Below are 23,066 nucleotides of genomic sequence, written 5' to 3' on the forward strand. Positions count from 1 at the left end.
AACTGGGACGACGAACCGCCCCCTGGGCCGGATATCAGGCGACGGGACAGGAAGGTCTGGAGGCTCGCGGCGGGTGCGAAGCGCCTGTCAGCAGGCGATCTCGGCAAGCAGCCAGTCGCGAAAGGCGCGGATCTTCGGCACGTTGCGGCGGGCCTCGGGATAGACCAGCCAGTAGGCGTGGCCATCGTCGCCGACCAGGTCGAAGGGCTGGATCAGCCGACCGTCGGCAAGTTCGGCCTTGAACAGGGCCCGGGTCAGGATCGCCACGCCATGGCCTGATATGGCCGCGTTGGCCTCATAGGCCTGGGCGCCCATGCTGCTGCCGGGCCGCTTGGCAAGGTCGTGCGAGTGCACGCCCGCCGTCTCGAACCATTGTGTCCACCAGATGTCGCCGGGATCGAGGATCGGCAGCCGCAGCAGGTCCGCCGGCTCCTTGATCCCGCCGATGCTCGCCGCGAGTTTCGGGCTTAGCATCGGGGTGAAATCGGCATCGAGCAGCTTGTGGGCCTCCAGGCCCGGCCATTTGCCGCCGCCCGAACGGATGGCGAGGTCGACGTCCTCGCGGGCGAAATCCGTCAGCCGGCTCGATGTTTCGAGCCGCACGGCAAGGGCTGGATGGGCCATCTGGAACGAACCCAGATGGTGCGCCAACCAGTTGGAGGCAAAGGTCAGCACGGTGGTGACGCAAAGCAACCCATCCGCGCCGCCACGTGCCGCCGCATAGGCCTGGCCAAGGATGGCGAAGGCCTCGCTGACGGCCGGCGCCAGGCGCTGCCCGGCTTCGGTCAGCTCGATCTGGCGCGGCCGGCGCAGGAACAGCGGTGCACCGACGCGCTCTTCCAGCACCTTGATCTGATAGCTGACGGCAGCTTGCGTCATGGCGAGCTCCGCGGCGGCCTTGGTGAAGGAAAGATGCCGCGCCACCGCTTCGAACACACGGATCGCCTGCAGCGGCGGGAGTTGCGAAATCTGTCGCGAGCCAAGGTCAGGCATAAAGCCTCCTTATGGGTTCTTATCGACGTTCGATTGGCAAAGGCGGCCGGCAAGACCGACATTCAGCATCAACCGGTCATTCGGGTTGAGGATAGCGAAGGTTGACGATCATGACCATGGCGCAACAAAAATGCACTCCCGCTCCAGATCATCGCTGGATTTCGTGGCTCGCGGACGGATTCCTCTTGTTCGCGGTCAGGAAGAAGGCGCATCTCGACATCCGGGACCTGTCGCCGCATCTGCAGCGCGACCTCGGGTTCCTCGATGGCAACGACCCTTTCGGGCGGCATAGATAGCCTTGTCGGCTTTATCACGGAACAGTCGCCCCTGCCGCACCCGGCAAGCGGCAGCGGGTCCCCGAGGGGTCAGAGGCTGGCCAGCAGGGCTGTCGCCGTCCGCTCGTCGGTGATGAGCCCGTTGACCAATCGGCGGTTCACGGCCGCCAGGATCCCCGGCAGCTTGCGCTCACCCATGGCGAGCGCAATGACCAGCGACTTTTCGCGTGACGGCAGCGAGGCCGACGACACCCGGTCGTTGGTGATGCCCTCGATCATGCGGCCTTCCCTGTCGAACACCCAGCCGACGATCTCTGCGATGCCGCCCGCTTTCTGCAGGGCTTTCAGCTCGCTTTCCGAGATGAAGCCGTCCTCGTAGAGGGGTGCCTTCGGACCGAGGTCGCCGATGCCGATGAAAGTGACGTCGGCCTCGGCGGCGAGCGCCAGCGTCGGCTGGATCATCGGCTGGTTGAGCAGCATCTCGCGCTCCTGCGGCGAGGAGGCGATGACCGGCAGCGGCATCGGGAAGGAGCGCGCCTTGACCCTGTCGGCCATGGTGAAGATGACGTTGTAGAAGGCCGCCGAACCGTCCGGCGAGATGTTGCCGGTCAAGGACACCACCTTGTGCTGCGGGCATTCCATGGGCGGCAATTGCTCGATCGCCGCCTTCAGCGTGCGCCCGGTACCGATCCCCATGACGATCGGTGTCGGCGACCGCAGCCGCCGCTCGATCTCGGCGGCCGCCGCCTCGGCGATGCCGATGGTGGTGGAAGAGGAGTTGGGATCGCTCGGCACCACCTCGACCAGGTCGAGCGCGAAGCGGGATCTCAGCCGTGCGGCGAGGTCAAGGCAGTTGGCGATCGGATGATCGACGCGAACCTTGATCAAGCCTTCCGACACCGCCAGCGACACCAGCCGCTGCGCCGTCTGCCGCGAAATGCCGAGCGTGGTGGCAATCTGGTCCTGTGTGTTGCCGGCGACATAATAGAGCCAGCCGGCGCGCGCCGCGTCGTCCAGCCTGTTGCTGCCGCCATCCTGCCGGGTATTCACGTCCTGCCTCCCGAAACCGCTGCTCACAGGAGCGGCCGTTTCCAGTTTCGCAGGGAACGGCCTCCTGCGCAATTGTCAATCGCAAGGGCAATTGCTTGCTCCTTCGCGGTTGGGATTTTTCCCGGCGGCAATGTTCCAATGCGGGAAGCAGGGTGGCGTCGGGTCCGGTCGCGGCCAGCTTCTGTGATCCCGACGGTTTATCTCCCGGCGCAAACCCTTTAAGGGGATCGCAAAAGGAGCTCTGCATGACACCGAAGGCGGTTTTCTGGGACATGGATGGCACGCTGGTCGACAGCGAGCCGTTGCACGAGGCAGCCCTTGTGGCGGCAATGCGCAATGTCGGCCTCACGCCGCCATCCGACTTGCATGAGCGTGTCCTCGGCGTCGCCGCCTGGCCGGTCTATGAAATGATGCGCGACGAGTTCGGCCTGGACTTGGCCTTCGACGACTGGATCGTGCGCAAATACGAGCACTACCTGCCGCTGGTCGAGGGCTTGCGGCCGCGTCCCGGCGCGATCGAAGTGTTCAATGAATTGCGGGCGCTCGGCGTTCAGCAAGCCGTGGTCTCCAATTCCGACCGGCTGATCGTCGATGCCAATCTGCGCGCGGTCGGCCTCTTTTATCCCGGCATGAAGACGATCAGTCGCAACGACGTGCGCGAAGGCAAGCCGCATGCCGAGCCCTTCCTGCGCGCGGCCTATCTGGCCGATGTCGATCCCGCGCACGCGGTCGCTGTCGACGACAGCTGGCCGGGCGCCATGGCGGGGCTGGCGGCGGGCATGAAGACGATCTTCTGGCCGGAAAAGCCGATGGAAGGACCGCCCGGCGCCACCGTCATCAACAGCGCCGAGGAATTGCGGGCTCAGCTCGGGCTCTAATTCCGGTAAACCGGCTCTTCCTCGTCGAGGATCGCCTTCAGCTCGGCGAGATGGCGCTCGGCCTGGCCGGGATAGTCGTCCATTTCGCTGGCCGTCTTCTCGGCGATGGCGTCGGACAGCGTGCGCAGCGGCCGGCCGGTCCACAGCGCCTTTATGTAGGTCTCGGCCGCGCGCTCGAAATAGAACATGCGGTTGAACGCGTCGGCAACCGTGTCGCCGATCACCAGGACGCCGTGATTGCCCATCACCATCACCTTGACCTTGGGGTCGGTGAGAAGCTGCGAGCAGCGCTCGCCCTCTTCCTCGAAGGCCAGCCCGCCATAATGCGCGTCGACGACATGGCGGTTGAAGAACATCGCCGAATTCTGGTCTATCGGCGGCAATGTCGAATCGGCCAGCGAGGCCAGCACCGTGGCATGGATCGAATGGACATGCATGACGCAGCGCGCATGCGGCACGTTGCGATGGATGGCGCCGTGCAGGCCCCAGGCCGTCGGATCCGGCGCGTTGGGGCCAGACAGCGTGTCCGGATCGTTGGCGTCGATCATCAACAGGTCGCTCGCCTTGATGCGCGAGAAATGCACCTGGTTGGGGTTCATCAGGAACTGCGTGCCGTTCTCGTTGACCGCCAGCGAGAAATGGTTGGCCACCGCCTCGTGCATGTTGAGCCGTGCTGTCCAGCGAAAGGCACAGGCGAGATCGACGCGCTCCTCATAGAAGGGCAGGTTGGTCAGCGTTTCCTTCTGCAGGCGGGCGATGCTCATCGAAAATCCTCCAGTTTTGGCGAGAATGCCGCGATCAACGGCTGCTCGCAACGGGTTTTGGTTGGTGCAGGCAGATGCGGATCCTGTCAGGCCGCCGTGCTGGCGGCGGTGCCGGTCCTCAGTCCGCCATGCTCGACGATGAAATCGATGACCTCCTGCAGCCCCTTGCCGCGCGACAGGTCGGTGAAGCCGAACGGGCGCTTGCCGCGCATGCGGCCGGCGTCGCTCTCCATGACGTCGAGGTTGACGTTCACGTAGGGCGCCAGATCGCTCTTGTTGATGATCAGGAAGTCCGAGCGGGTGATCGCCGGCCCGCCCTTGCGCGGGATTTCCTCGCCCTGGCAGACCGAGATGACATAAAGCGTCAGATCCGCAAGGTCCGGCGAGAAGGTGGCGGCGAGGTTGTCGCCGCCGGATTCGATGAAGATGATGTCGAGATCGGGGAATTTCCGGTTGAGCTCGGCTATGGCCTGCAAATTGATCGATGCGTCCTCGCGAATGGCGGTATGCGGGCAGCCGCCGGTCTCGACACCGACGATGCGCTCCTCGGGCAGGGCCTGCAGCCGGGCCAGCATCATGGCATCTTCCCTGGTGTAGATGTCATTGGTGACCACGGCGATGGAGAATTCGTCGCGCAGCGCCTTGCAGAGTTTTTCGGTGAGCGTCGTCTTGCCGGAGCCGACGGGGCCGCCAATGCCGATGCGAAGAGGACCGTTGGCTTGAGTCATGTTGGGAACTCCGTGATGGCAAGGATGGCGAAGCCAAGCCCGATCAACAGGCAAAGCGGCGAATAGTACCGGACGTCGAGCCGGGCGAAAGGCTGCTCGGGCGCCAGCCGCCGCCACCACGGCGTGAAGCCGGCAATGCCGCGGCCCAGGAACACCAGGCCGATGAGCAGCGACGTGGCGGCCAGGCCCTCTTTCGGGAAGGGCGAGGCAAAGAAGCCGATCAGTGCCAGCGGCCAGAGTGTCGCCAGGCCGAGACACGCTGCCACGGCGAAACTGGCGAAGGGCGTCGGCATTTCGTCGACACCGCGAAAGCCGACGACGGCGCGGGCGCAGGAGGCCGCGTCCCTGCCCGGCCAGATGCCGCCAATGCCCCAATAGACATGCAGCGCCGTGATCAGCAGCAGGACGAAGGACAGCGCGAGGGCAAGCATGATCATGAGCGGAACAGCCGCGAATACTGGGTTTCGTGCTTCATCGCCGTGATGTCGGAGACGAAGGCGCAGCCGCCGAGATCATCCAATGTCGAGCGCGACGCGCGGCCGGCGGTCGCGAGCGCCAGCGGCTCGAAGCCGGCCAGCAGCGTGGTGGCCTCGCTCTGGCCGACGACACCGAGCCTGATCGCCGCCTGGACAAGGTTGGAGAAGAAGGCCTGCAGGAAGGCGGACAGCGCATCATCAAGCGCAATTCCGTTGCCGCCGGCAATGGCGCCGACTGCGACACAGTAGGCGCATTCGGCCGGCAAGCGCCCCAGCACCGGATTGGGCCATGCGGCGGCGGCCTTTAGGAAGGCAGCGCCTTGCAGCATGGTCTCGGCGTGGCGTTCCCGCGAGCCGGCGAGCGCCTCGGCCAGGGCAGCCACTTCGTCGAGGTCGCCTGCGCCGCGGGCGCGGCGCCAGCTTTCGGAAAACAGCACGGCATCGTTCCAGCCAGAGCCCATCTCGATCAGTGTTTCCAGCCAGCCGGCAAGGCCAGTGGCATCGCAAACCAGGCCGTCATGCACCGCGCGCTCGAGGCCGTGGCTGTAGGCAAAGCCGCCGACTGGAAAGACCGGCGACAGCCACGCCATCAGCCGCAGCAGGGCGATGTTCGAAGGCTGGTCAGTCATGGTCGTGGTGATGACCGGCGTGGGAATGGCTGTGCGAATGGGAATGCGTCTCGCCATGTGAATGGGAATGCGCTTCCGCGTGGCTGTGGGCATGGCCGTGATCGTGACTGTGCGCGCCGCCATGGCCGGAATAGGCGCCGCGCACCGGCTTGAACGGCTCGGAAACCTCGCGCACCGTGGCGCCAAGCCCTTCAAGCATCGCCTTGATGACATGGTCGCGCAGGATGACGATGCGATCCGCCTCGATGCCCGCCGCGAGATGTCGGTTGCCGATGTGCCAGGCAAGCTCGGTCAGATGCACGCCGTCGCGGGCGCGGATATCATAGATATCTTCCGGAGCGGCAACGATCTCGACATGGCGGCCATCCTCCAGCACCAGCCGGTCGCCGTCGTTCAGGGCAACCGGCTCGGGAAGGTCGACCAGCACCTTGCTGCCGTCGGACAGTTCGATGGCGCGGCGGCGCAGATGCCGTTCGTCATGAGGCAGAACGGCGCGCCCGGACGGCACGATGTCCCCCGCCTCGCCGGCGGCCAGCACCGAAACGGCGCGCGGGAATTTGGTGAAATCGGTGTTGAGGTTGAGCTTCATTTCATGGCTCCGCATTGGAGCGCCGCGCGTCCTCTTGGACGCGCAAGGGACGCTCTGACATTTTTGAATCTATGCATCATGCTTTCCGGAAATCGATTCCGATTTTCGGGCCGATGCATTGGCTTGCGCCCGCGCGCGGGCAGGGCGCGAAAGCACCCGGTCGAAATAGGCGTTGACGCGCTCGGACTCGATCGGGAATTTTCCAGCCCGGGCCCAGCCGCCCATGTCGCCGAGCAGCACGTCGACGGCGGAAAACCGGTCGCCGAGCGCAAACGGCTTGTCGCCAAGCCGGCGGTCCAGCGCCTTGGTTTCAGAAGCGAAATCGTAGGCGGCAGCGGGGCCGACATCGACCCGAACCTCCTTAGGCAGCAGGAAGCGGTGGCGCAATTTGTTCCACAGCGGCGCCTCGAACTCGCTCTGGGCAAAATGCATCCAGGAATCCATCTCGGCACGGCCGGCGATACCTGGATTGGCACCCATGCCCTTGTCGGCGTGTTTGTCGGCCAGGTAGACGCAGATCGCCGCCGAATCCGTCACCGTCAGCTCGCCGTCGATGAGGATCGGCACCTTGCCCGATGGGTTGAGCGCATAGGCTTCCGGCGAGCGCAATTTGACTTCGACGAATTCATAGGGCTGCCCGAGTTCCTCGAGCATCCAGAGGACGCGGCTGACCCGGGAGCCCTGTGATCCGACGGCCTTGTACATGGTTGGCCCCTGCATTCGCGGCAACTCTAGACCATCCCTCGCGGTCATACGATCGTGTCGAAGAGCCGCAGGATGAACGATATCTGATAGATCAGCGCCGCCGCGACAAAGGCGGTGTGAAAGCGGCGGTCGCGCACCAGGATCGCGGCAATGCAGAGTGCGACGAAGATCGGCGTGCGGAACAGATATTCGTTGCCGAAATGGGCGAAATGCTCGGGCCCTTTCAGCAACGTGTCGATCACGTCGAGCAGATAGGTGGCCGCTAGCAGGCCGAAGAACCAGGCGCGGCGCGAATAGAAGAAATCCTCGTAGCTTGTGTAGTCCAGCATCGAATCCGGAAACAGCAGCGCGCAGAGCAGGAACAGCGTGATCGCGTAGAAGATGATGAAAAGGTATTTGCCGAAGGTCCATGCCTCGATGGCGTAGAGGCCGAACTCCCACCACCAGAAATGCACCAGCATCAGAAGCACCGAGGCGACCCAGGCCAGATGCACGGGATAGAGCCGGTACTGGCCGGGATGCTGGATGATACGGGCCACCCCCGACAGCAGGCGGGTGACACCAAGTCCGATCACCATGCCCATGACGATGCGGATGTGCGGGAAGATGTCGTGGGCGGAGGCTATTTCGGTGGCCATGGCAAGTCATGCGGTTTCATTGAGCCGCATATTGCGGCGTCACGGCACCTGCCGCAATGGGTTTCGCGCCCGTCGGTTCGGTCGCCGATCCAGCATCAAAACAGGAAATACCGTTGCGCCATTGGCAGCACGGTTGCCGGCTCGCAGGTCAGCAATTCGCCGTCGGCGCGAACCTCGTATGTTTCGGGGTCGACCTCGACATGCGGCGTGGCGTCGTTGAGCACCATCGAATGCTTGCCGATGCCGCCGCGGGTGTTTTCCACGGCGACGAACTGCTTGTCGACGCCGAGCCGGCCATGCAGACCGGACTCGAGTGCCGCCTTGGAAACGAAGGTCACGGATGAGTTGGTCCTGGCCTTGCCATAGGCGCCGAACATCGGCCGGTAGTGCATCGGCTGTGGTGTCGGGATCGAGGCGTTGGGGTCGCCCATCGGGGCGGCGGCGATCATGCCGCCGATCAGCACCATGTCCGGCTTGACGCCGAAGAAGGCTGGGTTCCACAGCACCAGGTCGGCGCGTTTGCCGACGGCGATCGAGCCGATCTCTTTCGACAGGCCATGCGCGATGGCCGGGTTGATCGTGTATTTGGCGATGTAGCGGCGGACACGGAAATTGTCGTTGTTGCCTGTCTCCTGCGGCAGCGAACCACGCTGGCGCTTCATCTTGTCGGCGGTCTGCCAGGTCCGGATCGTGACTTCGCCGACGCGGCCCATGGCCTGACTGTCCGACGAGATGATCGAGAAGGCGCCGATATCGTGCAGGATGTCCTCGGCCGCGATCGTTTCCTTGCGGATGCGGCTTTCGGCGAAGGCGATGTCCTCGGGGATCGACGGCGACAGATGATGGCAGACCATCAGCATGTCGAGATGCTCGGCCAGCGTGTTGACGGTGTAAGGCCTTGTCGGGTTGGTCGAGGAGGGGATCACGTTGGGCAGGCCGCAGACCTTGATGATGTCGGGGGCATGGCCGCCGCCCGCGCCCTCGGTGTGGAAGGCGTGGATGGTGCGCCCCTTGATCGCCGCCACCGTGTTCTCGACGAAGCCGGATTCGTTGAGCGTGTCGGTGTGGATCATCACCTGCACGTCGTAATTGTCGGCAACCGACAGGCAGCAATCGATGGCGGCCGGCGTCGTGCCCCAGTCCTCATGCAGCTTCAGCGAGCAGGCGCCGGCGAGCACCATCTCTTCCAGCGCGGCGGGCAAGGAGGCATTGCCCTTGCCCGACAGACCGATATTCATCGGGAAGGCGTCGAAGGACTGGATCATGCGGGCCATGTGCCACGGCCCCGGCGTGCAGGTGGTGGCCAGCGTGCCGTGCGCCGGGCCGGTGCCACCGCCGAGCATGGTGGTGATTCCGCTCATCAGCGCTTCCTCGATCTGCTGCGGACAGATGAAGTGGATATGCGCGTCGAAGCCGCCCGGTGTCAGGATCTTGCCCTCGCCGGCGATGATTTCCGTGCCTGGGCCGATGATGATGGTGACGCCATCCTGCGTGTCCGGATTGCCGGCCTTGCCGATCGCGGCTATCCGGCCGTCCTTCAGGCCGATATCGGCCTTGAGGATGCCGGCGGTGGCATCGACCACCAGGGCGTTGGTGATGACGGTGTCGACCGCGCCCTGCGCCCGCGACACCTGGCTCTGGCCCATGCCGTCGCGGATGACCTTGCCGCCGCCGAATTTTACTTCTTCACCGTGAATGGTGAGGTCCTTTTCAACCTCGATGAAGAGTTCGGTGTCGGCCAGCCTGACCCTGTCACCGACGGTCGGGCCATACATCTGGGCGTAGGTGGAACGCGAGATTCTGGCCATCAGAGATTGCTCCCGCAATGTGGAATGGTTGAGGCCGGGGTGCACATTGACGCCATCCAATGGTCACGCAATGACCCGGTGGGCGACACCTTCTGATCCCATTTGGCGGTTGAGGTGAGCGGGTCACCCCCAAACGACCGTTTGCCAAATCGATGGAAGGAAAATCCATGCGCAAAGCGATAGTTCTTGCAGCCGCCGCCAGCCTGATGCTGGCCGGTGCCGCCAGTGCCCAGCAGCAGCCCGCGCAACAACCCGCTCCGGCCACGCCTGCCCCCAAGGCGGCCACTCCCGCCCCTGGCGGTCAGCAGGCCGCGCCGGGGATCCAGAGCGTCAACATCGTCGACATCACGGAACTGCCGAAAGACACCCAGACGCAGGTCAATCAGGTGATCGCCCAGCGTGGCGATGCCGGCCTGCAGAAACTGCGCAGTTCGATCGATGCCACACCCAAGGTGAAATCCGCCCTCGAGGCAAAGGGAATGACCTCGGCGCAGGTTGTCGCGGCCAGCATGGAACCCAATGGGGCGCTGACCTTGATCACCAAGAAGGCCAGCTGACGGCATGGCTCGGCGGGCCGAGATTCGGTCCGCCGGCCGCATCATGGGGGGAACCGTGGCAGGGCTGGAGTCGTTTCGTTTCCTGAGTGCTGGAACAAACTGCGAAAGCGAACGATGACCGTCACCACCTTGCCCGATGGCCGATGGCTGTATGTCATAGCCGCGACTGCGTTTCTGGCAGCGAGCTTTCCTCAGGCCGCGCTGAACGCGCAGGGTCTTGAAAGCCCGGAGACCGTCGATCGGATCGTCGGCTCCCAAGTCAGCGCGGAAGAGGCCAAGGCCACCGCTGAAATCGGCAAAGTCACCTCGGCGATCGACCGCACGCGTGAAAACATCAGCACGGTGCGCAAGACCTCCAAGCTCGACAAGGTCGATATCGTGTTCCTGACCGACGCGGCGCGCAGCGAAGGCGGCCCGCCGGCGGTCATCGAGAACAAGGTCCGGCAGCATCGGGATGATGTCGCGGAACTGCGCAAGGAGATCGAGGCCAACGCCTTGCTCTACAACGCGATCGATTCGCGGCGCGTGCTTGCGCAGGACATTCTGGCCGTCGAGTTCGACAATCCGGGGAAGATCGTCATCTATGCGGCCGCCAAACCGTCGGACTAGAGCAATTCCAGGAAAAGTCTGAAGCGGTTTTCCCGGGGAGCGCGCATGGCGCTTCCTCCTTGGAATCCGTTCGCGCCGCGCGTGAGACGCCACAAAACTCACAGCTTGCCCATCACCTTCTGCTGGAATCCATAGACCTCGCGTTTGCCGCCAAGCGGCACCAGCGTGACGTCGCGCTCCTGGCCTGGCTCGAAGCGCATGGCGGTGCCGGCGGCAATGTCGAGGCGCATGCCGCGCGCCTGTTCGCGGTCGAATTTCAGTCCTTCGTTGGTTTCGAAGAAATGATAGTGGCTACCGACCTGGATCGGCCGGTCGCCGCTGTTGGCGACTTTCAAGGTGACGGTCGGCAGACCCTTGTTGAGCTCGATGTCGCCTTGGGCGGGGATGATTTCGCCAGGGATCATGGACTTCACACGACGCCGAAGGCGAGGCCGACGCCGATCGCCGCGCAGGCAGCGCCCGCGACGCGGGCCAGCCCGCGGAACCTCAGGCCAAGGCTCAGGCCGGCGGCGATGCCGACGGCATGGAGCATCACGGTGGCGACGGCAAAGCCGGCCATGTACTCGAGCCCGCCGGCATTTTCGGGCACTTCGGTGCCGTGGGCGTGGCCGTGGAACAGCGCGAACAGGCCGATAATGGCGACGCCCGCCGAAACGGGCAGATCGACCGCCAGCGCCACCAGCAGTCCCAGCGCCACGACGGAGGCCAGTATGCCCGGCTCGACGAAGGGCATCGGTACATGCGCCATGCCAAGGGCGCCGCCGCCCAGCATGACGCCGACAAAGGCGGCCGGCCACGCCCAGCTCGCTCTGCCGCCCTTGAGTGCCGCCCACAGGCCAACGGCGATCATCACGGTCATATGGTCAAGGCCGGACAAGGGGTGCATGAAGCCGGCCGTGAAGGACGGCGTCGTACCGACGCCGACATGGGCGTAGGCGGGCATTGCCGCCGCCAGAAACAGGATCGCCGAGAGGGACAGTCGTTTTGCAGGGATCATTTCGATTTGCCTTCCGTTTCCAGTGTGACGGTGTTCACGCCGCCTTGCGAGGACCGCAGCCCTCGGCCTTGAGGACGCGTTTGGCGGAAGCCGGATATCTCTTCAGCATCGCCGTCGGTCGGATCGGCCGCGCCGAAAAATTTCCGCGGCAATTGGGGCAGACGCCGCCCAGCACGGTTTCCACGCAATCGGCACAGAAGGTGCATTCGAAGGTGCAGATCAGCGCATCCTCGGCTTCGGGCGGCAGGTCCTTGTCGCAGCACTCGCAGTTTGGGCGCAGTTCAAGCATCCCGGTTTCCCTCCTCACCTGATGGGCTCGTGCACGGTCACAAGCTTGGTGCCGTCGGGAAAGGTCGCCTCCACCTGCACGTCGTGGATCATCTCGGCGATGCCCTCCATCACCTGCGCGCGGGTGACGATATGGGCGCCGGCCTCCATCAGTTCGGCGACCGGGCGCCCGTCGCGGGCGCCTTCGACGACGAAGTCGGTGATCAGCGCGATCGCTTCCGGATGGTTCAGCTTCACGCCGCGCTCCAGCCGCTTGCGTGCCACGATCGCCGCCATGGCGATCAGCAGCTTGTCCTTTTCCCTCGGCGTCAGGTTCATGCAGGTTTCCGAATCACAGTGACCATAATTTGGGCAGCCCCGCCCGTCCGTTGAGCAATCCTACAAGCGGAACCAGCCGCTGGCGCAGTTGGTAGCCATCCCCGGCGTAAAGCCTCGCAAGAAGCTTGCCAGATGCCTTCACGCTCCAGAAACTGGCGCCGCCCTGGTCTCCGATGATCTCGCGGACCGGGTCGAGCAGAGCCTCGGCCCGTGTCGAAACCAGCAGCAGCGTTGCCACCGCGATCGCGCCGCCGGCGGCGGCCGGACGGGCGAGCCGGGCAGCAATGTCAGGCCCGACGCGGAAATCCTCGCCATGGAGGAGAAAGCCATCCTGGCGAACACGCCAGCGGTCACGAAAAATACCTTGCGTGGCGCGCTCGCCCATGGCCAGGCGGCCGAAGAGAGTGGCCTCCAGCAGCAGCGCCTCCGCCCCGGCGGCAAGCTCGACATCCAACGTGCGGGCGAAGGCTGCCCGGTCGAAGACGATGGTTTCCTGCGGCAGCCAGGCGATGCGGCCGTTTTCGCCGACCGTCAGCTTGACCCGTACCTCCGCATGGTCGGATGCGGCGCGATAGACCTTCTCGCAGGCCTGGGTCGTTATCGACGCCGAGGCATCCGCGCCCACATCCACATCCCAGCCGATGCGGTCGCCACCGGTCAGTCCGCCGGCGGTGTTGATCAGCACCGCCTCCAGCGGATCGGCCGAAACGGCCGGCAGCCTTATCTTGGCGGAGCCGTCCTGATAGAGGCGCCGCAGCCGCGTGCGGCCATCGGCGCTGGCGCAGCCCAGTTGTGCCAGGCCGGCGGCGCGCTGTGCCAAAGCGGGCGAAAACTTCGTATATTCGATCGTATCCACGCCGTCAGGTTAAGCACTGCGGCGGTTTTGTCGATATATAGCTTGTTGCTTGATGGCGTTTCCGTTTCTATAGAGGGAGCCACCTCGGTACGGTCAAGCGATGCTTGGCGGGGGTATAAGGCGACGATCGCGGCCTGATATCGAGGACAAGAAGGCGCTGTTCAGTTGGCGTCGGGAAACGACAAAGTGGGGAAGAAACCGAATGGCTGACCAACTGGCAACGGATATCATCGAGAAGATCAAGGCCCATGCCGAGCCTGGCGGCGAGGAAATCACCACCAACACCGAATTGACGGCGCTCGGTATCCATTCGCTGGAGCTGACCGAGATCATCTTCGACCTTGAGGAGGAATATGGCATCGAGATCGAGATGAATACGGTCGATGCCTGGAGCAATTTGAAGAATGTTGGCGACATGGTCGAGGCCGTTCGCGCGCTGATCGCGAAAAAAGCCTGACCGAATGCTGAGACGCGTCGTCATCACCGGCCTTGGCGGGCTATGCGGGCTCGGCACCGATGTGCCGGCGATCTGGGGCGAGATGCGCGCCGGCCGCTCGGCGATAGGTCCGATCGACAACCCCTTCCTGCACGACCTGAAGGTGAAGACCGGCTGCGAGATCAAGGCGCTGCCCGATCACGGCATCGAGCGTAAGCAGCTGGTGTCGATGGACCGCTTCAGCCTGCTGGCGGTGCTCGCCGCCCGCGAAGCCCTGCAACAGTCGGGATTGGCTACGCATGCCGACAACACCTATCGCATGGGAACCATTGTCGGTATCGGCGTCTGCGGCTTTGAGACGGTTGAGGAAAACTATCGCGCTATCCTGATCGAGGGCAAGAATCGCGCCGGCATCTTCACCGTGCCCAGGGTCATGCCCGGCGCCGCCGCGGGCCAGGTCAGCATGCACCTGGGCCTGCGCGGGCCGGTCTTCGGCGTCACCTCGGCCTGCTCGTCGGCCAATCACGCCATAGCCTCGGCGGTCGACCAGATCCGGCTCGGCCGCGCCGACGTCATGGTGGCCGGCGGCACCGAGGCGCCGCTGGTCTGGGGCGTGCTCAAGGGCTGGGAGGCATTGCGGGTGCTATCGCCCGATACCTGCCGGCCGTTCTCGGCCGATCGCCAGGGCTTGGTGCTCGGCGAAGGCGCCGGCATGGCGGTTCTGGAAAGCTACGATCACGCCATGGCGCGCGGCGCCACCATCCTCGCCGAAATCGCCGGCGCCGGTCTCTCCGCCGATGCCTCGGACATTGTTGCTCCGACCATCGAGGGACCGGAAGCGGCAATGCGCTTCTGCCTGGCCGATGCCGGACTGAATCCCGAGGACATCGACTATCTCAACGCGCACGGCACCGGCACCAAGGCCAACGACCAGATCGAGACCAACGCGATCAAGCGTGTCTTTGGCGAGCATGCGCGCTCGCTGTCGGTTTCATCGACCAAGTCGATGCATGCCCATTGCCTGGGCGCGTCGGGCGGACTGGAAATGATCGCCTGCGTCATGGCTATCCGAGAGGGCATCGTACCGCCGACCGCGAATTACCGCGAACCCGATCCCGATTGCGATCTCGACGTGACGCCCAATGTCGCGCGCGAGCGCAAGGTGCGCGTCGCGATCAGCAACGGCTTTGCTTTCGGCGGCACCAACGCGGTGCTGGCGTTCAAGGCCATCTGATCACGGGGGCAGTGGCCTGCCGAGGGTGGTGAGCGCCTTGGCGGCCGCACACCATGCCCGCCGCGTTCGATTCGGTTGACTGTCCGTGCATGGCGAAACCGTCGCCGCCATATTGATCCCGCCTGACCGTGCGCCTAATTCTTGGCCACCGCCAACACCATGCGCCTTTGGCGCAAATCCCCCGCTCAGGAGTTTCTCGATGGCCGACCTGTCCGCCTTTCCGATCGCAACCCGTTGGCCGGCCAAGCATCCGGACCAGATCCAGCTTTACTCGGCGACAACGCCGAACGGGGTCAAGGTCTCGATTGCCTTGGAAGAGATCGGCCTGCCCTATGAGCCGCATCTGATCAACATCGGCAAGAACGAAAGCTGGACGCCGGAATTCCTGTCGCTCAATCCCAATGGCAAAATCCCGGCGATCATCGATCCCGACGGTCCGGACGGCAAGCCGATCGGCCTGTTCGAATCCGGCGCCATTCTGCTCTATCTCGCCGAAAAGACCGGCCTGCTCATACCGGCGGACGCGGCGCGGCGCTACGAGACGATCCAGTGGGTCTTCTTCCAGATGGCCTCAGTCGGGCCGATGTTCGGCCAGGTCGGCTTCTTCCACAAATTCGCCGGCCGCGAGATCGCCGACAAGCGCCCACTGGAGCGCTACCGTGACGAATCGCGGCGGCTGATCGGGGTGCTCGACGGCAGGCTCAAGGGCCGCAAATGGATCATGGGCAACGATTACACCATCGCCGACATTTCGCTGCTCGGCTGGGTGCGTAACCTGATCGGCTTCTATGAAGCGCGCGAACTCGTCGGCTTCGACGATTTCGCCAATGTGGCGGCTTGGCTGGAGCGCGGCCTGGCCAGGCCGGCAGTGCAGAAGGGCCTGACCATTCCGGCGAAGGCCTGACACAGGCCTATCGCATCATGTGGGAGCAAGGATGTTCCCTTGCAGGTGGTGTTCAGGCGGCGCAAGCCTACTTCGCCTTGGCCTTCGAACCACCTCTGCCGATCATGGAAGCCGCAAGCGAGGCGGCACCGCGTGCGGTGGCGACCATCGCGCCGGCCGCAATATTCGCCGCCGTGCGAACAGCACCAGATTTGGCCGGCGCAGTTTGGCGCGCGCTGGCCGTCTTCGCGGCCGGGACGACCTTTCTGGGGGCTGCCTTGCCGAAAGCGCCCTTGGCGTCTTTCGAGCGTTCGGCAATCGCTGGGCCAGCACCGGCTTTCGCTTGGGTTGCCTTCGCGGGCCTCGTCTTTGCGGGTTTTTTTGCCTTGGTTGCCATCGGAAAATCCCTTACGCCGGACAAACGGGTTCTGAGGGATAACGACGCGAAACTCTTAAGGTTCCCGTCCAGAAATACCGAAAATTAAGCGTGTTAACCAATGACCAGATCGGCGGCCCGGCGCCGGGCCAACACGCGTTCGATGTTGGGCATGTCATTGGAGGCGATCCAGGCGCGCGCATCCTCGTCGGAGCGGCCATGGCCGTGCCAGCGCTCTACCAGGCGCCGCTCGAGTTCATTGCGCGGCACCTCGACGAAGATCGAGAAATCGAACAGCGGCGCCAGCCGTGACCACGGCTCTTCGTCGAGCAGAAGGTAGTTGCCTTCGACCAGGATGAATTTCGTCTGCGTGCCGACGATCGCCGCAGCGGCGCGCGACAATTCCATGTTGCGGTCGAAGACGGGAATCGCGATGTCGGGTTCGCCGGCCCGGATACGCTTCAGCAGGGCTTCGAAGCCGGCAAAGTCGAAGGTTTCCGGCGCCCCCTTTCGCGCGCGCAGGCCGCGCGCATTGAGCACGATGTCATCATAATGGAAGCCGTCCATCGGCACGACTTCCACCGCCCCTTCCGGCAACAGGTCATGCAGGCCGGCCGACAATGTCGACTTTCCCGCCCCCGGTGGCCCGGCGATGGCGACGATGAAGCGCTTTGCCTTGCCGGCGCGCTTGAAGATGGTGGCGGCGAGGTGGGCGATTTCGGACATGGGAAGCCTCCACTTGCCTGGATGGTCCGCACGATGTTTCCGCATCTTGGCGGCAGTTCAGGGAAATTTCAAACCCCGCGCTCGCGCAATCCTTGCTCAGGCAGGGACGGAGCGGCCGATGCGCAGGAAATCGCTGTCGAAGGGCACGTCCCGGCCCGATCCGCCCGCGGCAAGCCGCATGCGACCCCCGGCGGCGGTGATCTCCCCTGGCGGGGTGCCGCCGGACAGGGGCATGGCGCCGATGACATGGCGGAACGAAAGGCTTCGACCTTCGCCGAGCGCAAAGGCGGTCGCCACGCCCTCGCGCTTCAGCCAGTTGTCGCCGATCGAGGCGGCGTGGCCGACGGCCGTGCGGCCGTCCTCGATGCCGAGCACGCCCAGATGGCGCCCGCTCCAGGGCGCGTAGTCGCGCCCGCCATTGCTGAGCCACAGCATGGTGACCGGCAGTTCGGCCGGGTTCTTCAGCACCAGCACGAGGTCGCCCTCGGCCTGGCGCGCCAGTGCCGTCCAGCCCGGCCCGCCATGATCGGCCTCGACCAGGGTGACGAAATCCTCGCGCCGGTCATCCATGCGGTATTCCGCCAGGTCGAGCGTGCCGCCGCCGGCGGCGGGAAACCGGCCGAGATCGGCCGACCGCGCCGGATAGGCCAGCATGTAGCGGCCCCGCGCGGGATCGGGCTCCAGCGGATCGGCTAATGTCGCGGCAAAGCGCTTCGGCGAAAAGGCCAGCCGTCCGCCGCCTTTCATCACCGTCATCGGGTGATGGGCGACGGATATCGCCCCCGACCCGCCGGAAAACACATGTTCCTGGTAGAGGAAGGGATGGCCGTCGATGAGTGTAAAAATCTTGTCGACGCTGGCGCCCATGACCTTGTGCCGCAGCCGGAAGACGGCGCGCCAGCCATCCCGCGTGGCGTTGCTGTCCAGGACATCCCAGGCGCTGTTGGCCGGCCAGCCATGCAGCGGCGCCTCCTCGACGTCGCTGCGCGAAAACGGCGCGCAGAGGAAATCGCCGGACAGGCGAACCGTGCCTTGCGGCAGGTCCTTCGGCAGCGCCTCGCCCGCGTCGACCCAAGGGGCGCGGTGGAGTGGCCGAAGCTGCCTTCCGGCCACATCGACGACCATGTCGGCGATGTGGCCGACAGTAAGATCGAGCGAAACCGAAATACCCTTGGCCTTGATCGTGCTGATGGTCATTGCGCTCTCACCGAATCCGAAGCCGCGAACAGAACCCTTTCAGCGCCGGTTGCGCAAGCACCGCAATCGGCATTTCGCATCAGCTGCTGCCGCGTGTACTCCCGCGAAGGCCTCTGTAGGGCGTAGGGCGCTGCTCCCTAACGAAGGTTTGGGTCATCCGTCGTGGCCGGCGCAGTCCGCTCTCTCCCGCTCATTGCGGGGCGAGGAGCAGGACGAACTCGACAATCCTGGGACTATCAGCCATTAACCAAATGGACGCACCAATCGCGTTACGTTAGCTTCGCCTTATCTCAGCAACAGCATCGCCAGAACGTCTTGCCCTTGTCCAAACTGCGTCCCTTTCCGCTCCTCCAGAGACTTTTCGTCGCCCTTGGCCTGTTGCTGATGGTCGCCGGCTGCTCGACCACGACACCGCCGGATTCCGTGCTGGCCGTGCCCGCGCCGCCGCAGAAATATGCCGCGATCGTCGTCGACGCAAAGACCGGCAAGCAGATGTTCGAGGTCAACTCGACGGCGCAACGCTATCCGGCTTCGCTGACCAAGATGATGACGCTCTACCTCCTGTTCGAGGCAATGGAGTCCGGCCGCGTCACCAAGGAAACGCAGATCCCGGTTTCCGATCATGCCGCCTCGCAGCCGCCGACCAAGATGCGCTTCCGGCGCGGCGAGAGCATCGATGTCGATTCCGCCATCCGCGCCATCGTCGTCAAATCCGCCAATGACGTGGCGGTGGCGGTCGGCGAATATCTTGGCGGCTCGGAGGACCAGTTCGCCGCCATGATGACCTCCAAGGCGCGTTCGCTCGGCATGTCCAGCACCACCTTCCGCAACGCCTCGGGCCTGCCCGACGACGGCCAGATGACGACGGCGCGCGACATGGCGGTGCTCGGCATGGCGCTGCGCCAGCGCTTCCCGCAGCATTTCCACTATTTCTCCGAAAGCGATTTCATGTTCCGTGGCAAGCTCGTGCGCGGCCACAACGACATGCTCGGCCGGGTGCGCGGCGTCGACGGCATCAAGACCGGCTATATCAGGGCCTCCGGCTTCAACATCGTCACCTCCTACAATGCCGACGGCCGCCAGCTGATCGTGGTGGTTATGGGCGCCGACTCAGCCCGCCAGCGCAACGACCACGTCGAGGCGCTGATCCAGCGCAGCCTGTCGCCGACCACGGCCGACGCTAAGACCAGGCTTATGTTCGCCGAACAGCAATAAGTGAGCAGCGAGGAGAGGAGCCTCCCTCGACTTCGTCATCCACGGGCGGAGCAAGGAGCGCAGCGACGCGGCGCAGACCCGCGGATCCATGCCGCGGCCTCCGAGCGCCGCTGCGGTGCAAAACTCCGCTCCGCTGCATCCTGCGGTCAACGTCCCCGCATTGTTACCAGGGTCTCCGCGACGCCGCTTCGCCCAGGGACGACGAGTTGGGGACGCCTCGGCCAATCGCGAATGTCCGTGATAGCGCGATGAATCCGCTAAACGCCACAAAAGACCCGCAGCCGGCTATTGTTTCACGACTGTCACGCAATCGTCTGGAAGCCATGGCATAGGCAGCGCAATCCGACAGTGGATATGCCCCGCCACCTCGGCGTATCCTCCCTATCAGCGCCACAGCAGGAGCCAGCATCATGAGCACCGTTCCCAAGGCATCCGAGCAGAAGGCGGCGGACAATGAGAACGACAGCGGCGGCGAGTATTTCGAGGCGCCGATCACGACGGGGGATCCGCACGAGGTTTCGGACGATCATTTCGACACGCCCGAAGTGCCGGACTCCGAACCCGCCGGCCACGGCTCCTCCCGCATAAAGCCGAAGCGGAAGCCGTCGGCGATCTCGGGCCGCAAATTCCGCAAGCGCGACCTGGTGCGCATCGACGATCTGCGCCCGAGCCGTGCCGACCGCATCCGTTCCGACCACCCGGACCTGCCCAAGGGCGCCCGCATCAGCCGCGAGGAACTCGGCCGCTACCGCATGCGCTACATGGAGGAACTGCTGCAGCAGGAGCACGGCGAATTCTCCGAGCTCGACCGCCAGGTGGTGGAATCGATCGCGAGACAAGACACGATTTCCGAAAACTCGGAGGAGGAGTTCGAGGAGCATCGCTCTTTTGCCGACCGCGTTTCCGACAACATGGCGGCCTTCGGCGGCAGCTGGTGGTTCCTGATCTCCTTCGCCAGCGTGCTCTTGATCTGGATCGGCATCAACCTGTTCGAGGGTACCGTCGGCGCCTTCGACCCTTATCCCTTCATCCTGCTCAATCTCCTGCTCTCCTGCATTGCCGCCATCCAGGCGCCCATCATCATGATGAGCCAGAAGCGACAGGAGACCAAGGATCGCCTGCGCTCCTTCAACGACTACCGCGTCAACCTCAAGGCCGAGCTCGAAGTGCGCCACCTGCACGAAAAACTCGATTACCTCATCTCGCGCCAATGGACGCGGCTCGCCGAAATGCAGCAGATGCAGCTCGACGCCATGCACGAGCTGACCGGTGCCAAGAAGGCGAAACGGGCGGTGCGCGGGGTGAGACGGCGGACCGTGAAGGGTGAGGCGGGGCAGTAGGCATTGTTCCCGCGGCGGGCGAAAGTCCTCGCCTCTCGAATGACCAGCGATGGACTCGGCTCCAGAGCCCGTTGGAACGTCCAAAGGGCAGCGAGCCTGCAAAAGACCCGACAGTGCGCGAGCCTGGCCGGCATGTCCAATGCTCGATCTCGGCGCGCCGTCCAATTGCCAATTGCCCGTTGAAGCGCGCGCCGGCTTCCGCTAAGAAGCCGTGACTTGCCGGTTCACCGGCCGGTTCGTTTTCCGGATCACCGGGAAGCACCCGTAGCTCAGCTGGATAGAGCGCTGCCCTCCGAAGGCAGAGGTCACAGGTTCGAATCCTGTCGGGTGCGCCATTCCGGTACAAAACCACGAACATTTTGACGCGCGGAATTCCGCCCGGTCACGGCTCCGGCGAGGACGTCCTTGCTGCCGACGATTCGGATGGTCTTGTCGCCGACCACCACGTTTCCGAGAATGGACCGGAGGTAGGCTTTCAACGCCGGTGTATCGCCTTGGGAAAGCAGATCGGCCATGAGCCGGGAAAAGGCGTCGACCTTTTCGGGATCGATGGTTGCCGCACCGGCACCCTGTGATGCCGCCCGCTCCAGCGCGGCCTTGGCCTTTTCGCGGTCGGCCTTGAGGACGGCGATCTGCTCGCCAAGGAGATCGTCGAGCTCGACGATGCCTTTGGCAATCGAATCGTACAGCCGCTTGAGCTTCTGCTCAGCCATGGTGACCTCGGCTTGAAGGGCAACCAGGCGATTGTTGACAGCCACAGCACGAACCGCACGGCGCTCGGCGAGCGAGGACAGCAGCACGGTCAGCCGCTCGCGTTGGAAGAGATTCTCGCGCAGCGCCGCAGTGACGCGGTTGTCCAGAAGCTCCATCCGGATGGCGTTGCCCTTGCAGGCGGTTGGCCCCTTCTGGGCACGGCCTGCACAGGCATAATAGGAATAGACCTTGCCCGAGCGCGAGGTTCCAGTCCGCTGGGTCATCCCGCCGCCGCAGTGGGCACAGGTGGCAAGCCCCGTGAGCAGGATAGGTCCGTTGACGACGCGTGGCGGTGTGACTTTCGGGTTGTTGGCGGCGAGCCTTGCCTGAACCCTGTCGAACAGTCCTTGTTCGACTATTGCAGGGATGGAGATCTCGACGATCTCACTTTCGGGCTTCTTCTCGCCGGTCTTTGCCGAGCGGACGTTGTATTTCCAGCGGCCGATATAGGCCGTGTTGGTCAGGATCAGGTGGAGCGGGCCGACCCCGAAGGTGCCGCCGCGCTTGGTTCGGTAGCCCCGCTGGTTAAGCCAATTGCAAATGCCCTTCACACCCAGCGGCGGTGTGCCGGTCGCCGGGTCGCCTTCGTCGTAGAGCCGGAAGATGAGTTCGACGGTCTCCTTCTCTATTGGATCGATCTCCAGCTTCTTCTTGATCTTCTGGCCGCGCCGCTCAGCCTCGACGATACGGTAGCCGAGCGGAGGAGTAGCCCCGTTCCAGAAGCCCTGCTTGGCATTCTCGCGCATGGCGCGGGTGACCTGTTTGCCGTTCTCTTTCGAGGTGTATTCGTCGAAGATGCCGATGATCTGGCGCATCATCTCCTGCGACGGATCGGCACCGGTCGGCTGGGTTGTGGACACTACCTCGACGCCGTGCTTGCGCAGCTTGCGGATTGTCAGTTCCATCGCCGCACCGTCGCGGAAAAAGCGTGAGAAGGCGTGGACGACAATCACGTCATAGGGATGGTCGGCATCGCAGGCGCGCTCGAGCATCGCCTGGAAGGCAGGGCGACGGTCGTCGGTAGCGGACAAACCGGGCTCGACATATTCGTCGGCGACGATCCAGCCCTCACGGTCGCAGTGGCGGGTGGTTAGGTCACGCTGGGACGGCAGCGAGACATCGCCCTCGGCCTGCCGTCCCGTGGAAACGCGCAGATAAAGGGCCGCACGCAGCGGCCGTGCTACCTGGAGAGGAAGGGTTTTACGGACAGTGCTCATGCAATGGGTCCTTTCGTACGGCATATGCGAGTACCGACGAAAGCCTGGCGTCGATCCGCACCTGTGGCAAGGATCCGATGCCGGCATGGCTAATAACGGCCGGCCAGAATGACGTCGATAGAGGCGCTGAGATGGGCTTCTAATACGGAAAGCTCAGCAGGCAGCACAGGTACCGTTTCGGGGAGCTCGATGATCATCGACCATTCGCTGTCGGCAGCACGACGCCGCCGTTGCTGGCCGGCACGGCGGGCACGGCCCCATAGCCGCTCCTCGCCGCGCACCGGAGGCTTGGCGATGGAGCTGACCGAAGCAGACGTTGCTCCCCGGACATGTGCCGCGCCGGCTACCGCGCGATGTTTCGACGTGCCGCGGCGGCGAGCGCCGGCGGCTGGTGCCTTCTCTGACATGACGGGAATCCGCCCGCACCAGCCGGCGACCTACACATTCGGGGGCAGCCGCCGACCGGTGCGGACAGTTTCCTCACCTTCCCCGAGCGGCCCGCAACCTAATCGCGTGGAGAACGCGAAGAGG

29 protein-coding genes and 1 tRNA gene are annotated in these 23,066 nt (G+C 64.3%); 11 read left to right on the plus strand and 19 right to left on the minus strand.

Annotated elements, in window-relative coordinates; translation table 11 throughout:
* Nucleotides 1-87 precede the first annotated feature (87 nt).
* A complete protein-coding gene (gene gcvA / locus AC07SZ_RS12810) occupies nt 88-993 on the minus strand; it encodes a transcriptional regulator GcvA (protein WP_056568532.1) in 906 nt (301 codons plus the stop codon).
* A gap of 110 nt (nt 994-1,103) precedes the next feature.
* Between gcvA and AC07SZ_RS12815 the strand changes: the two genes are divergently transcribed.
* On the plus strand, nt 1,104-1,289 hold the full coding sequence (locus tag AC07SZ_RS12815; RefSeq protein WP_056570267.1) for a hypothetical protein: 186 nt from the start codon (nt 1,104-1,106) through the stop codon (nt 1,287-1,289).
* 69 nt (nt 1,290-1,358) lie between these two features.
* Here the strand turns inward: AC07SZ_RS12815 and AC07SZ_RS12820 are convergent, their stop codons facing one another.
* The gene (locus AC07SZ_RS12820) at nt 1,359-2,318 is read right to left on the minus strand and encodes a sugar-binding transcriptional regulator (RefSeq protein ID WP_056568536.1); all 960 of its coding nucleotides are present in this window, start codon (nt 2,316-2,318) and stop codon (nt 1,359-1,361) included.
* A 245-nt stretch (nt 2,319-2,563) separates the two neighbouring features.
* On the opposite strand from AC07SZ_RS12820, the gene AC07SZ_RS12825 reads away from it, so the two are divergent.
* Nucleotides 2,564-3,196, plus strand: coding sequence for an HAD family hydrolase (locus tag AC07SZ_RS12825; protein WP_056568538.1), 633 nt, complete (start codon nt 2,564-2,566; stop codon nt 3,194-3,196).
* Here AC07SZ_RS12825 and AC07SZ_RS12830 read toward each other — a convergent pair.
* The 8 genes from AC07SZ_RS12830 to ureC form a co-directional block, all read right to left on the minus strand.
* Nucleotides 3,193-3,960 carry a class II aldolase and adducin N-terminal domain-containing protein gene (locus AC07SZ_RS12830; protein ID WP_202325040.1) on the minus strand — a complete coding sequence of 256 codons (768 nt, stop codon included), beginning with the start codon at nt 3,958-3,960 and terminating at the stop codon, nt 3,193-3,195. The two genes, AC07SZ_RS12825 and AC07SZ_RS12830, sit on opposite strands and share 4 nt — an antisense overlap.
* Before the next feature lie 86 nt (nt 3,961-4,046).
* A complete protein-coding gene (gene ureG, locus AC07SZ_RS12835) occupies nt 4,047-4,688 on the minus strand; it encodes an urease accessory protein UreG (RefSeq protein WP_056568543.1) in 642 nt (213 codons plus the stop codon).
* Nucleotides 4,685-5,125 carry a DUF3995 domain-containing protein gene (locus AC07SZ_RS12840; RefSeq protein ID WP_056568546.1) on the minus strand — a complete coding sequence of 147 codons (441 nt, stop codon included), beginning with the start codon at nt 5,123-5,125 and terminating at the stop codon, nt 4,685-4,687. The genes ureG and AC07SZ_RS12840 overlap by 4 nt, the downstream gene beginning before the upstream one ends.
* Entirely contained in the window at nt 5,122-5,793 is a 672-nt protein-coding gene (locus AC07SZ_RS12845) for an urease accessory protein UreF (protein WP_494914494.1), read from the minus strand. Before AC07SZ_RS12845 ends, AC07SZ_RS12840 begins: the two co-directional genes overlap by 4 nt.
* Nucleotides 5,786-6,382 carry an urease accessory protein UreE gene (ureE, locus tag AC07SZ_RS12850; RefSeq protein WP_494914496.1) on the minus strand — a complete coding sequence of 199 codons (597 nt, stop codon included), beginning with the start codon at nt 6,380-6,382 and terminating at the stop codon, nt 5,786-5,788. Before ureE ends, AC07SZ_RS12845 begins: the two co-directional genes overlap by 8 nt.
* 69 nt (nt 6,383-6,451) lie before the next feature.
* Nucleotides 6,452-7,087 (minus strand): glutathione S-transferase family protein, encoded by a 636-nt coding sequence (locus AC07SZ_RS12855; protein ID WP_056568558.1) that lies wholly within the window; start codon nt 7,085-7,087, stop codon nt 6,452-6,454.
* A gap of 44 nt (nt 7,088-7,131) precedes the next feature.
* On the minus strand, nt 7,132-7,725 hold the full coding sequence (locus AC07SZ_RS12860; protein ID WP_056568563.1) for a hypothetical protein: 594 nt from the start codon (nt 7,723-7,725) through the stop codon (nt 7,132-7,134).
* 95 nt (nt 7,726-7,820) lie between these two features.
* Nucleotides 7,821-9,536: an urease subunit alpha gene (gene ureC / locus AC07SZ_RS12865; protein ID WP_494914719.1), complete on the minus strand. Its 1,716-nt coding sequence runs from the start codon at nt 9,534-9,536 to the stop codon at nt 7,821-7,823.
* Nucleotides 9,537-9,700: 164 nt separating this feature from the next.
* On the opposite strand from ureC, the gene AC07SZ_RS12870 reads away from it, so the two are divergent.
* A complete protein-coding gene (locus tag AC07SZ_RS12870; RefSeq protein ID WP_081295057.1) occupies nt 9,701-10,090 on the plus strand; it encodes a hypothetical protein in 390 nt (129 codons plus the stop codon).
* A gap of 114 nt (nt 10,091-10,204) precedes the next feature.
* A complete protein-coding gene (locus AC07SZ_RS12875; RefSeq protein WP_056568572.1) occupies nt 10,205-10,699 on the plus strand; it encodes a hypothetical protein in 495 nt (164 codons plus the stop codon).
* Nucleotides 10,700-10,797: 98 nt separating this feature from the next.
* Here the strand turns inward: AC07SZ_RS12875 and AC07SZ_RS12880 are convergent, their stop codons facing one another.
* From AC07SZ_RS12880 to AC07SZ_RS12900, 5 genes are read right to left on the minus strand one after another with little or no spacing between them, the layout of a single operon-like run.
* Nucleotides 10,798-11,103 (minus strand): urease subunit beta, encoded by a 306-nt coding sequence (locus AC07SZ_RS12880; protein ID WP_056568575.1) that lies wholly within the window; start codon nt 11,101-11,103, stop codon nt 10,798-10,800.
* A 5-nt stretch (nt 11,104-11,108) separates the two neighbouring features.
* Nucleotides 11,109-11,696 (minus strand): HupE/UreJ family protein, encoded by a 588-nt coding sequence (locus AC07SZ_RS12885; RefSeq protein ID WP_494914500.1) that lies wholly within the window; start codon nt 11,694-11,696, stop codon nt 11,109-11,111.
* 34 nt (nt 11,697-11,730) lie between these two features.
* Nucleotides 11,731-11,985, minus strand: a complete 255-nt coding sequence (locus AC07SZ_RS12890) for a DUF1272 domain-containing protein (protein ID WP_494914501.1) — start codon at nt 11,983-11,985, stop codon at nt 11,731-11,733.
* A 14-nt stretch (nt 11,986-11,999) separates the two neighbouring features.
* Complete coding sequence (locus AC07SZ_RS12895; protein ID WP_056568583.1) at nt 12,000-12,302, minus strand: urease subunit gamma; 303 nt, start codon at nt 12,300-12,302, stop codon at nt 12,000-12,002.
* A 13-nt stretch (nt 12,303-12,315) separates the two neighbouring features.
* Entirely contained in the window at nt 12,316-13,158 is an 843-nt protein-coding gene (locus AC07SZ_RS12900) for an urease accessory protein UreD (RefSeq protein WP_056568587.1), read from the minus strand.
* A 202-nt stretch (nt 13,159-13,360) separates the two neighbouring features.
* Here AC07SZ_RS12900 and AC07SZ_RS12905 point away from each other — a divergent pair, with 202 nt between their 5' ends.
* The 4 genes from AC07SZ_RS12905 (at nt 13,361) to AC07SZ_RS12920 (ending at nt 16,196) form a co-directional block, all read left to right on the plus strand.
* Entirely contained in the window at nt 13,361-13,615 is a 255-nt protein-coding gene (locus AC07SZ_RS12905; protein WP_056568590.1) for an acyl carrier protein, read from the plus strand.
* Between the two features lie 4 nt (nt 13,616-13,619).
* Nucleotides 13,620-14,828: a beta-ketoacyl-[acyl-carrier-protein] synthase family protein gene (locus AC07SZ_RS12910; RefSeq protein WP_056568593.1), complete on the plus strand. Its 1,209-nt coding sequence runs from the start codon at nt 13,620-13,622 to the stop codon at nt 14,826-14,828.
* Nucleotides 14,829-15,027: 199 nt separating this feature from the next.
* Complete coding sequence (locus AC07SZ_RS12915) at nt 15,028-15,732, plus strand: glutathione S-transferase family protein (RefSeq protein ID WP_056568596.1); 705 nt, start codon at nt 15,028-15,030, stop codon at nt 15,730-15,732.
* 17 nt (nt 15,733-15,749) lie between these two features.
* Nucleotides 15,750-16,196, plus strand: a complete 447-nt coding sequence (locus AC07SZ_RS12920; protein WP_494914502.1) for a hypothetical protein — start codon at nt 15,750-15,752, stop codon at nt 16,194-16,196.
* A 5-nt stretch (nt 16,197-16,201) separates the two neighbouring features.
* Here AC07SZ_RS12920 and AC07SZ_RS12925 read toward each other — a convergent pair whose 3' ends face one another.
* Nucleotides 16,202-16,813, minus strand: a complete 612-nt coding sequence (locus AC07SZ_RS12925) for a nucleoside triphosphate hydrolase (protein ID WP_056568602.1) — start codon at nt 16,811-16,813, stop codon at nt 16,202-16,204.
* 96 nt (nt 16,814-16,909) lie between these two features.
* Entirely contained in the window at nt 16,910-18,010 is a 1,101-nt protein-coding gene (locus AC07SZ_RS12930) for a hypothetical protein (protein ID WP_494914504.1), read from the minus strand.
* Nucleotides 18,011-18,331: 321 nt separating this feature from the next.
* Between AC07SZ_RS12930 and AC07SZ_RS12935 the strand changes: the two genes are divergently transcribed.
* The 3 genes from AC07SZ_RS12935 to AC07SZ_RS12945 all read left to right on the plus strand — a co-directional run bounded on the left by AC07SZ_RS12935 (nt 18,332) and on the right by AC07SZ_RS12945 (nt 20,900).
* The gene (locus tag AC07SZ_RS12935) at nt 18,332-19,225 is read left to right on the plus strand and encodes a D-alanyl-D-alanine carboxypeptidase family protein (protein WP_172371295.1); all 894 of its coding nucleotides are present in this window, start codon (nt 18,332-18,334) and stop codon (nt 19,223-19,225) included.
* Between the two features lie 410 nt (nt 19,226-19,635).
* Nucleotides 19,636-20,565, plus strand: a complete 930-nt coding sequence (locus AC07SZ_RS12940) for a DUF1003 domain-containing protein (protein ID WP_494914505.1) — start codon at nt 19,636-19,638, stop codon at nt 20,563-20,565.
* Between the two features lie 258 nt (nt 20,566-20,823).
* Nucleotides 20,824-20,900, plus strand: a tRNA-Arg gene (locus AC07SZ_RS12945).
* Here AC07SZ_RS12945 and AC07SZ_RS12950 read toward each other — a convergent pair.
* Entirely contained in the window at nt 20,871-22,535 is a 1,665-nt protein-coding gene (locus tag AC07SZ_RS12950; protein ID WP_494914506.1) for a recombinase family protein, read from the minus strand. The two genes, AC07SZ_RS12945 and AC07SZ_RS12950, sit on opposite strands and share 30 nt — an antisense overlap.
* A gap of 89 nt (nt 22,536-22,624) precedes the next feature.
* Nucleotides 22,625-22,942 (minus strand): hypothetical protein, encoded by a 318-nt coding sequence (locus tag AC07SZ_RS12955; RefSeq protein WP_494914507.1) that lies wholly within the window; start codon nt 22,940-22,942, stop codon nt 22,625-22,627.
* Nucleotides 22,943-23,066: the final 124 nt, after the last annotated feature.

The organism is Mesorhizobium sp. GW821-FHT07A06, from assembly GCF_059419085.1.

Excerpts from the sequence above, each read along its gene's own strand:
- AC07SZ_RS12895 (WP_056568583.1), bottom strand. The coding sequence starts at position 12,302 with ATGAACCTGACGCCGAGGGAAAAGGACAAGCTGCTGATCGCCATGGCG.
- ureE (WP_494914496.1), bottom strand. The coding sequence starts at position 6,382 with ATGAAGCTCAACCTCAACACCGATTTCACCAAATTCCCGCGCGCCGTT.
- AC07SZ_RS12955 (WP_494914507.1), bottom strand. The coding sequence starts at position 22,942 with ATGTCAGAGAAGGCACCAGCCGCCGGCGCTCGCCGCCGCGGCACGTCG.
- AC07SZ_RS12890 (WP_494914501.1), bottom strand. The coding sequence starts at position 11,985 with ATGCTTGAACTGCGCCCAAACTGCGAGTGCTGCGACAAGGACCTGCCG.
- AC07SZ_RS12925 (WP_056568602.1), bottom strand. The coding sequence starts at position 16,813 with ATGTCCGAAATCGCCCACCTCGCCGCCACCATCTTCAAGCGCGCCGGC.
- gcvA (WP_056568532.1), bottom strand. The coding sequence starts at position 993 with ATGCCTGACCTTGGCTCGCGACAGATTTCGCAACTCCCGCCGCTGCAG.
- AC07SZ_RS12840 (WP_056568546.1), bottom strand. The coding sequence starts at position 5,125 with ATGATCATGCTTGCCCTCGCGCTGTCCTTCGTCCTGCTGCTGATCACG.
- AC07SZ_RS12845 (WP_494914494.1), bottom strand. The coding sequence starts at position 5,793 with ATGACTGACCAGCCTTCGAACATCGCCCTGCTGCGGCTGATGGCGTGG.
- AC07SZ_RS12905 (WP_056568590.1), top strand. The coding sequence starts at position 13,361 with ATGGCTGACCAACTGGCAACGGATATCATCGAGAAGATCAAGGCCCAT.
- AC07SZ_RS12940 (WP_494914505.1), top strand. The coding sequence starts at position 19,636 with ATGAGCACCGTTCCCAAGGCATCCGAGCAGAAGGCGGCGGACAATGAG.
- AC07SZ_RS12830 (WP_202325040.1), bottom strand. The coding sequence starts at position 3,960 with ATGAGCATCGCCCGCCTGCAGAAGGAAACGCTGACCAACCTGCCCTTC.
- AC07SZ_RS12855 (WP_056568558.1), bottom strand. The coding sequence starts at position 7,087 with ATGTACAAGGCCGTCGGATCACAGGGCTCCCGGGTCAGCCGCGTCCTC.
- AC07SZ_RS12860 (WP_056568563.1), bottom strand. The coding sequence starts at position 7,725 with ATGGCCACCGAAATAGCCTCCGCCCACGACATCTTCCCGCACATCCGC.
- AC07SZ_RS12930 (WP_494914504.1), bottom strand. The coding sequence starts at position 18,010 with ATGACCATCAGCACGATCAAGGCCAAGGGTATTTCGGTTTCGCTCGAT.
- AC07SZ_RS12870 (WP_081295057.1), top strand. The coding sequence starts at position 9,701 with ATGCGCAAAGCGATAGTTCTTGCAGCCGCCGCCAGCCTGATGCTGGCC.
- AC07SZ_RS12915 (WP_056568596.1), top strand. The coding sequence starts at position 15,028 with ATGGCCGACCTGTCCGCCTTTCCGATCGCAACCCGTTGGCCGGCCAAG.
- ureG (WP_056568543.1), bottom strand. The coding sequence starts at position 4,688 with ATGACTCAAGCCAACGGTCCTCTTCGCATCGGCATTGGCGGCCCCGTC.
- AC07SZ_RS12910 (WP_056568593.1), top strand. The coding sequence starts at position 13,620 with ATGCTGAGACGCGTCGTCATCACCGGCCTTGGCGGGCTATGCGGGCTC.
- AC07SZ_RS12880 (WP_056568575.1), bottom strand. The coding sequence starts at position 11,103 with ATGATCCCTGGCGAAATCATCCCCGCCCAAGGCGACATCGAGCTCAAC.
- AC07SZ_RS12875 (WP_056568572.1), top strand. The coding sequence starts at position 10,205 with ATGACCGTCACCACCTTGCCCGATGGCCGATGGCTGTATGTCATAGCC.
- AC07SZ_RS12825 (WP_056568538.1), top strand. The coding sequence starts at position 2,564 with ATGACACCGAAGGCGGTTTTCTGGGACATGGATGGCACGCTGGTCGAC.
- AC07SZ_RS12885 (WP_494914500.1), bottom strand. The coding sequence starts at position 11,696 with ATGATCCCTGCAAAACGACTGTCCCTCTCGGCGATCCTGTTTCTGGCG.
- AC07SZ_RS12815 (WP_056570267.1), top strand. The coding sequence starts at position 1,104 with ATGACCATGGCGCAACAAAAATGCACTCCCGCTCCAGATCATCGCTGG.
- AC07SZ_RS12950 (WP_494914506.1), bottom strand. The coding sequence starts at position 22,535 with ATGAGCACTGTCCGTAAAACCCTTCCTCTCCAGGTAGCACGGCCGCTG.
- AC07SZ_RS12920 (WP_494914502.1), top strand. The coding sequence starts at position 15,750 with ATGTGGGAGCAAGGATGTTCCCTTGCAGGTGGTGTTCAGGCGGCGCAA.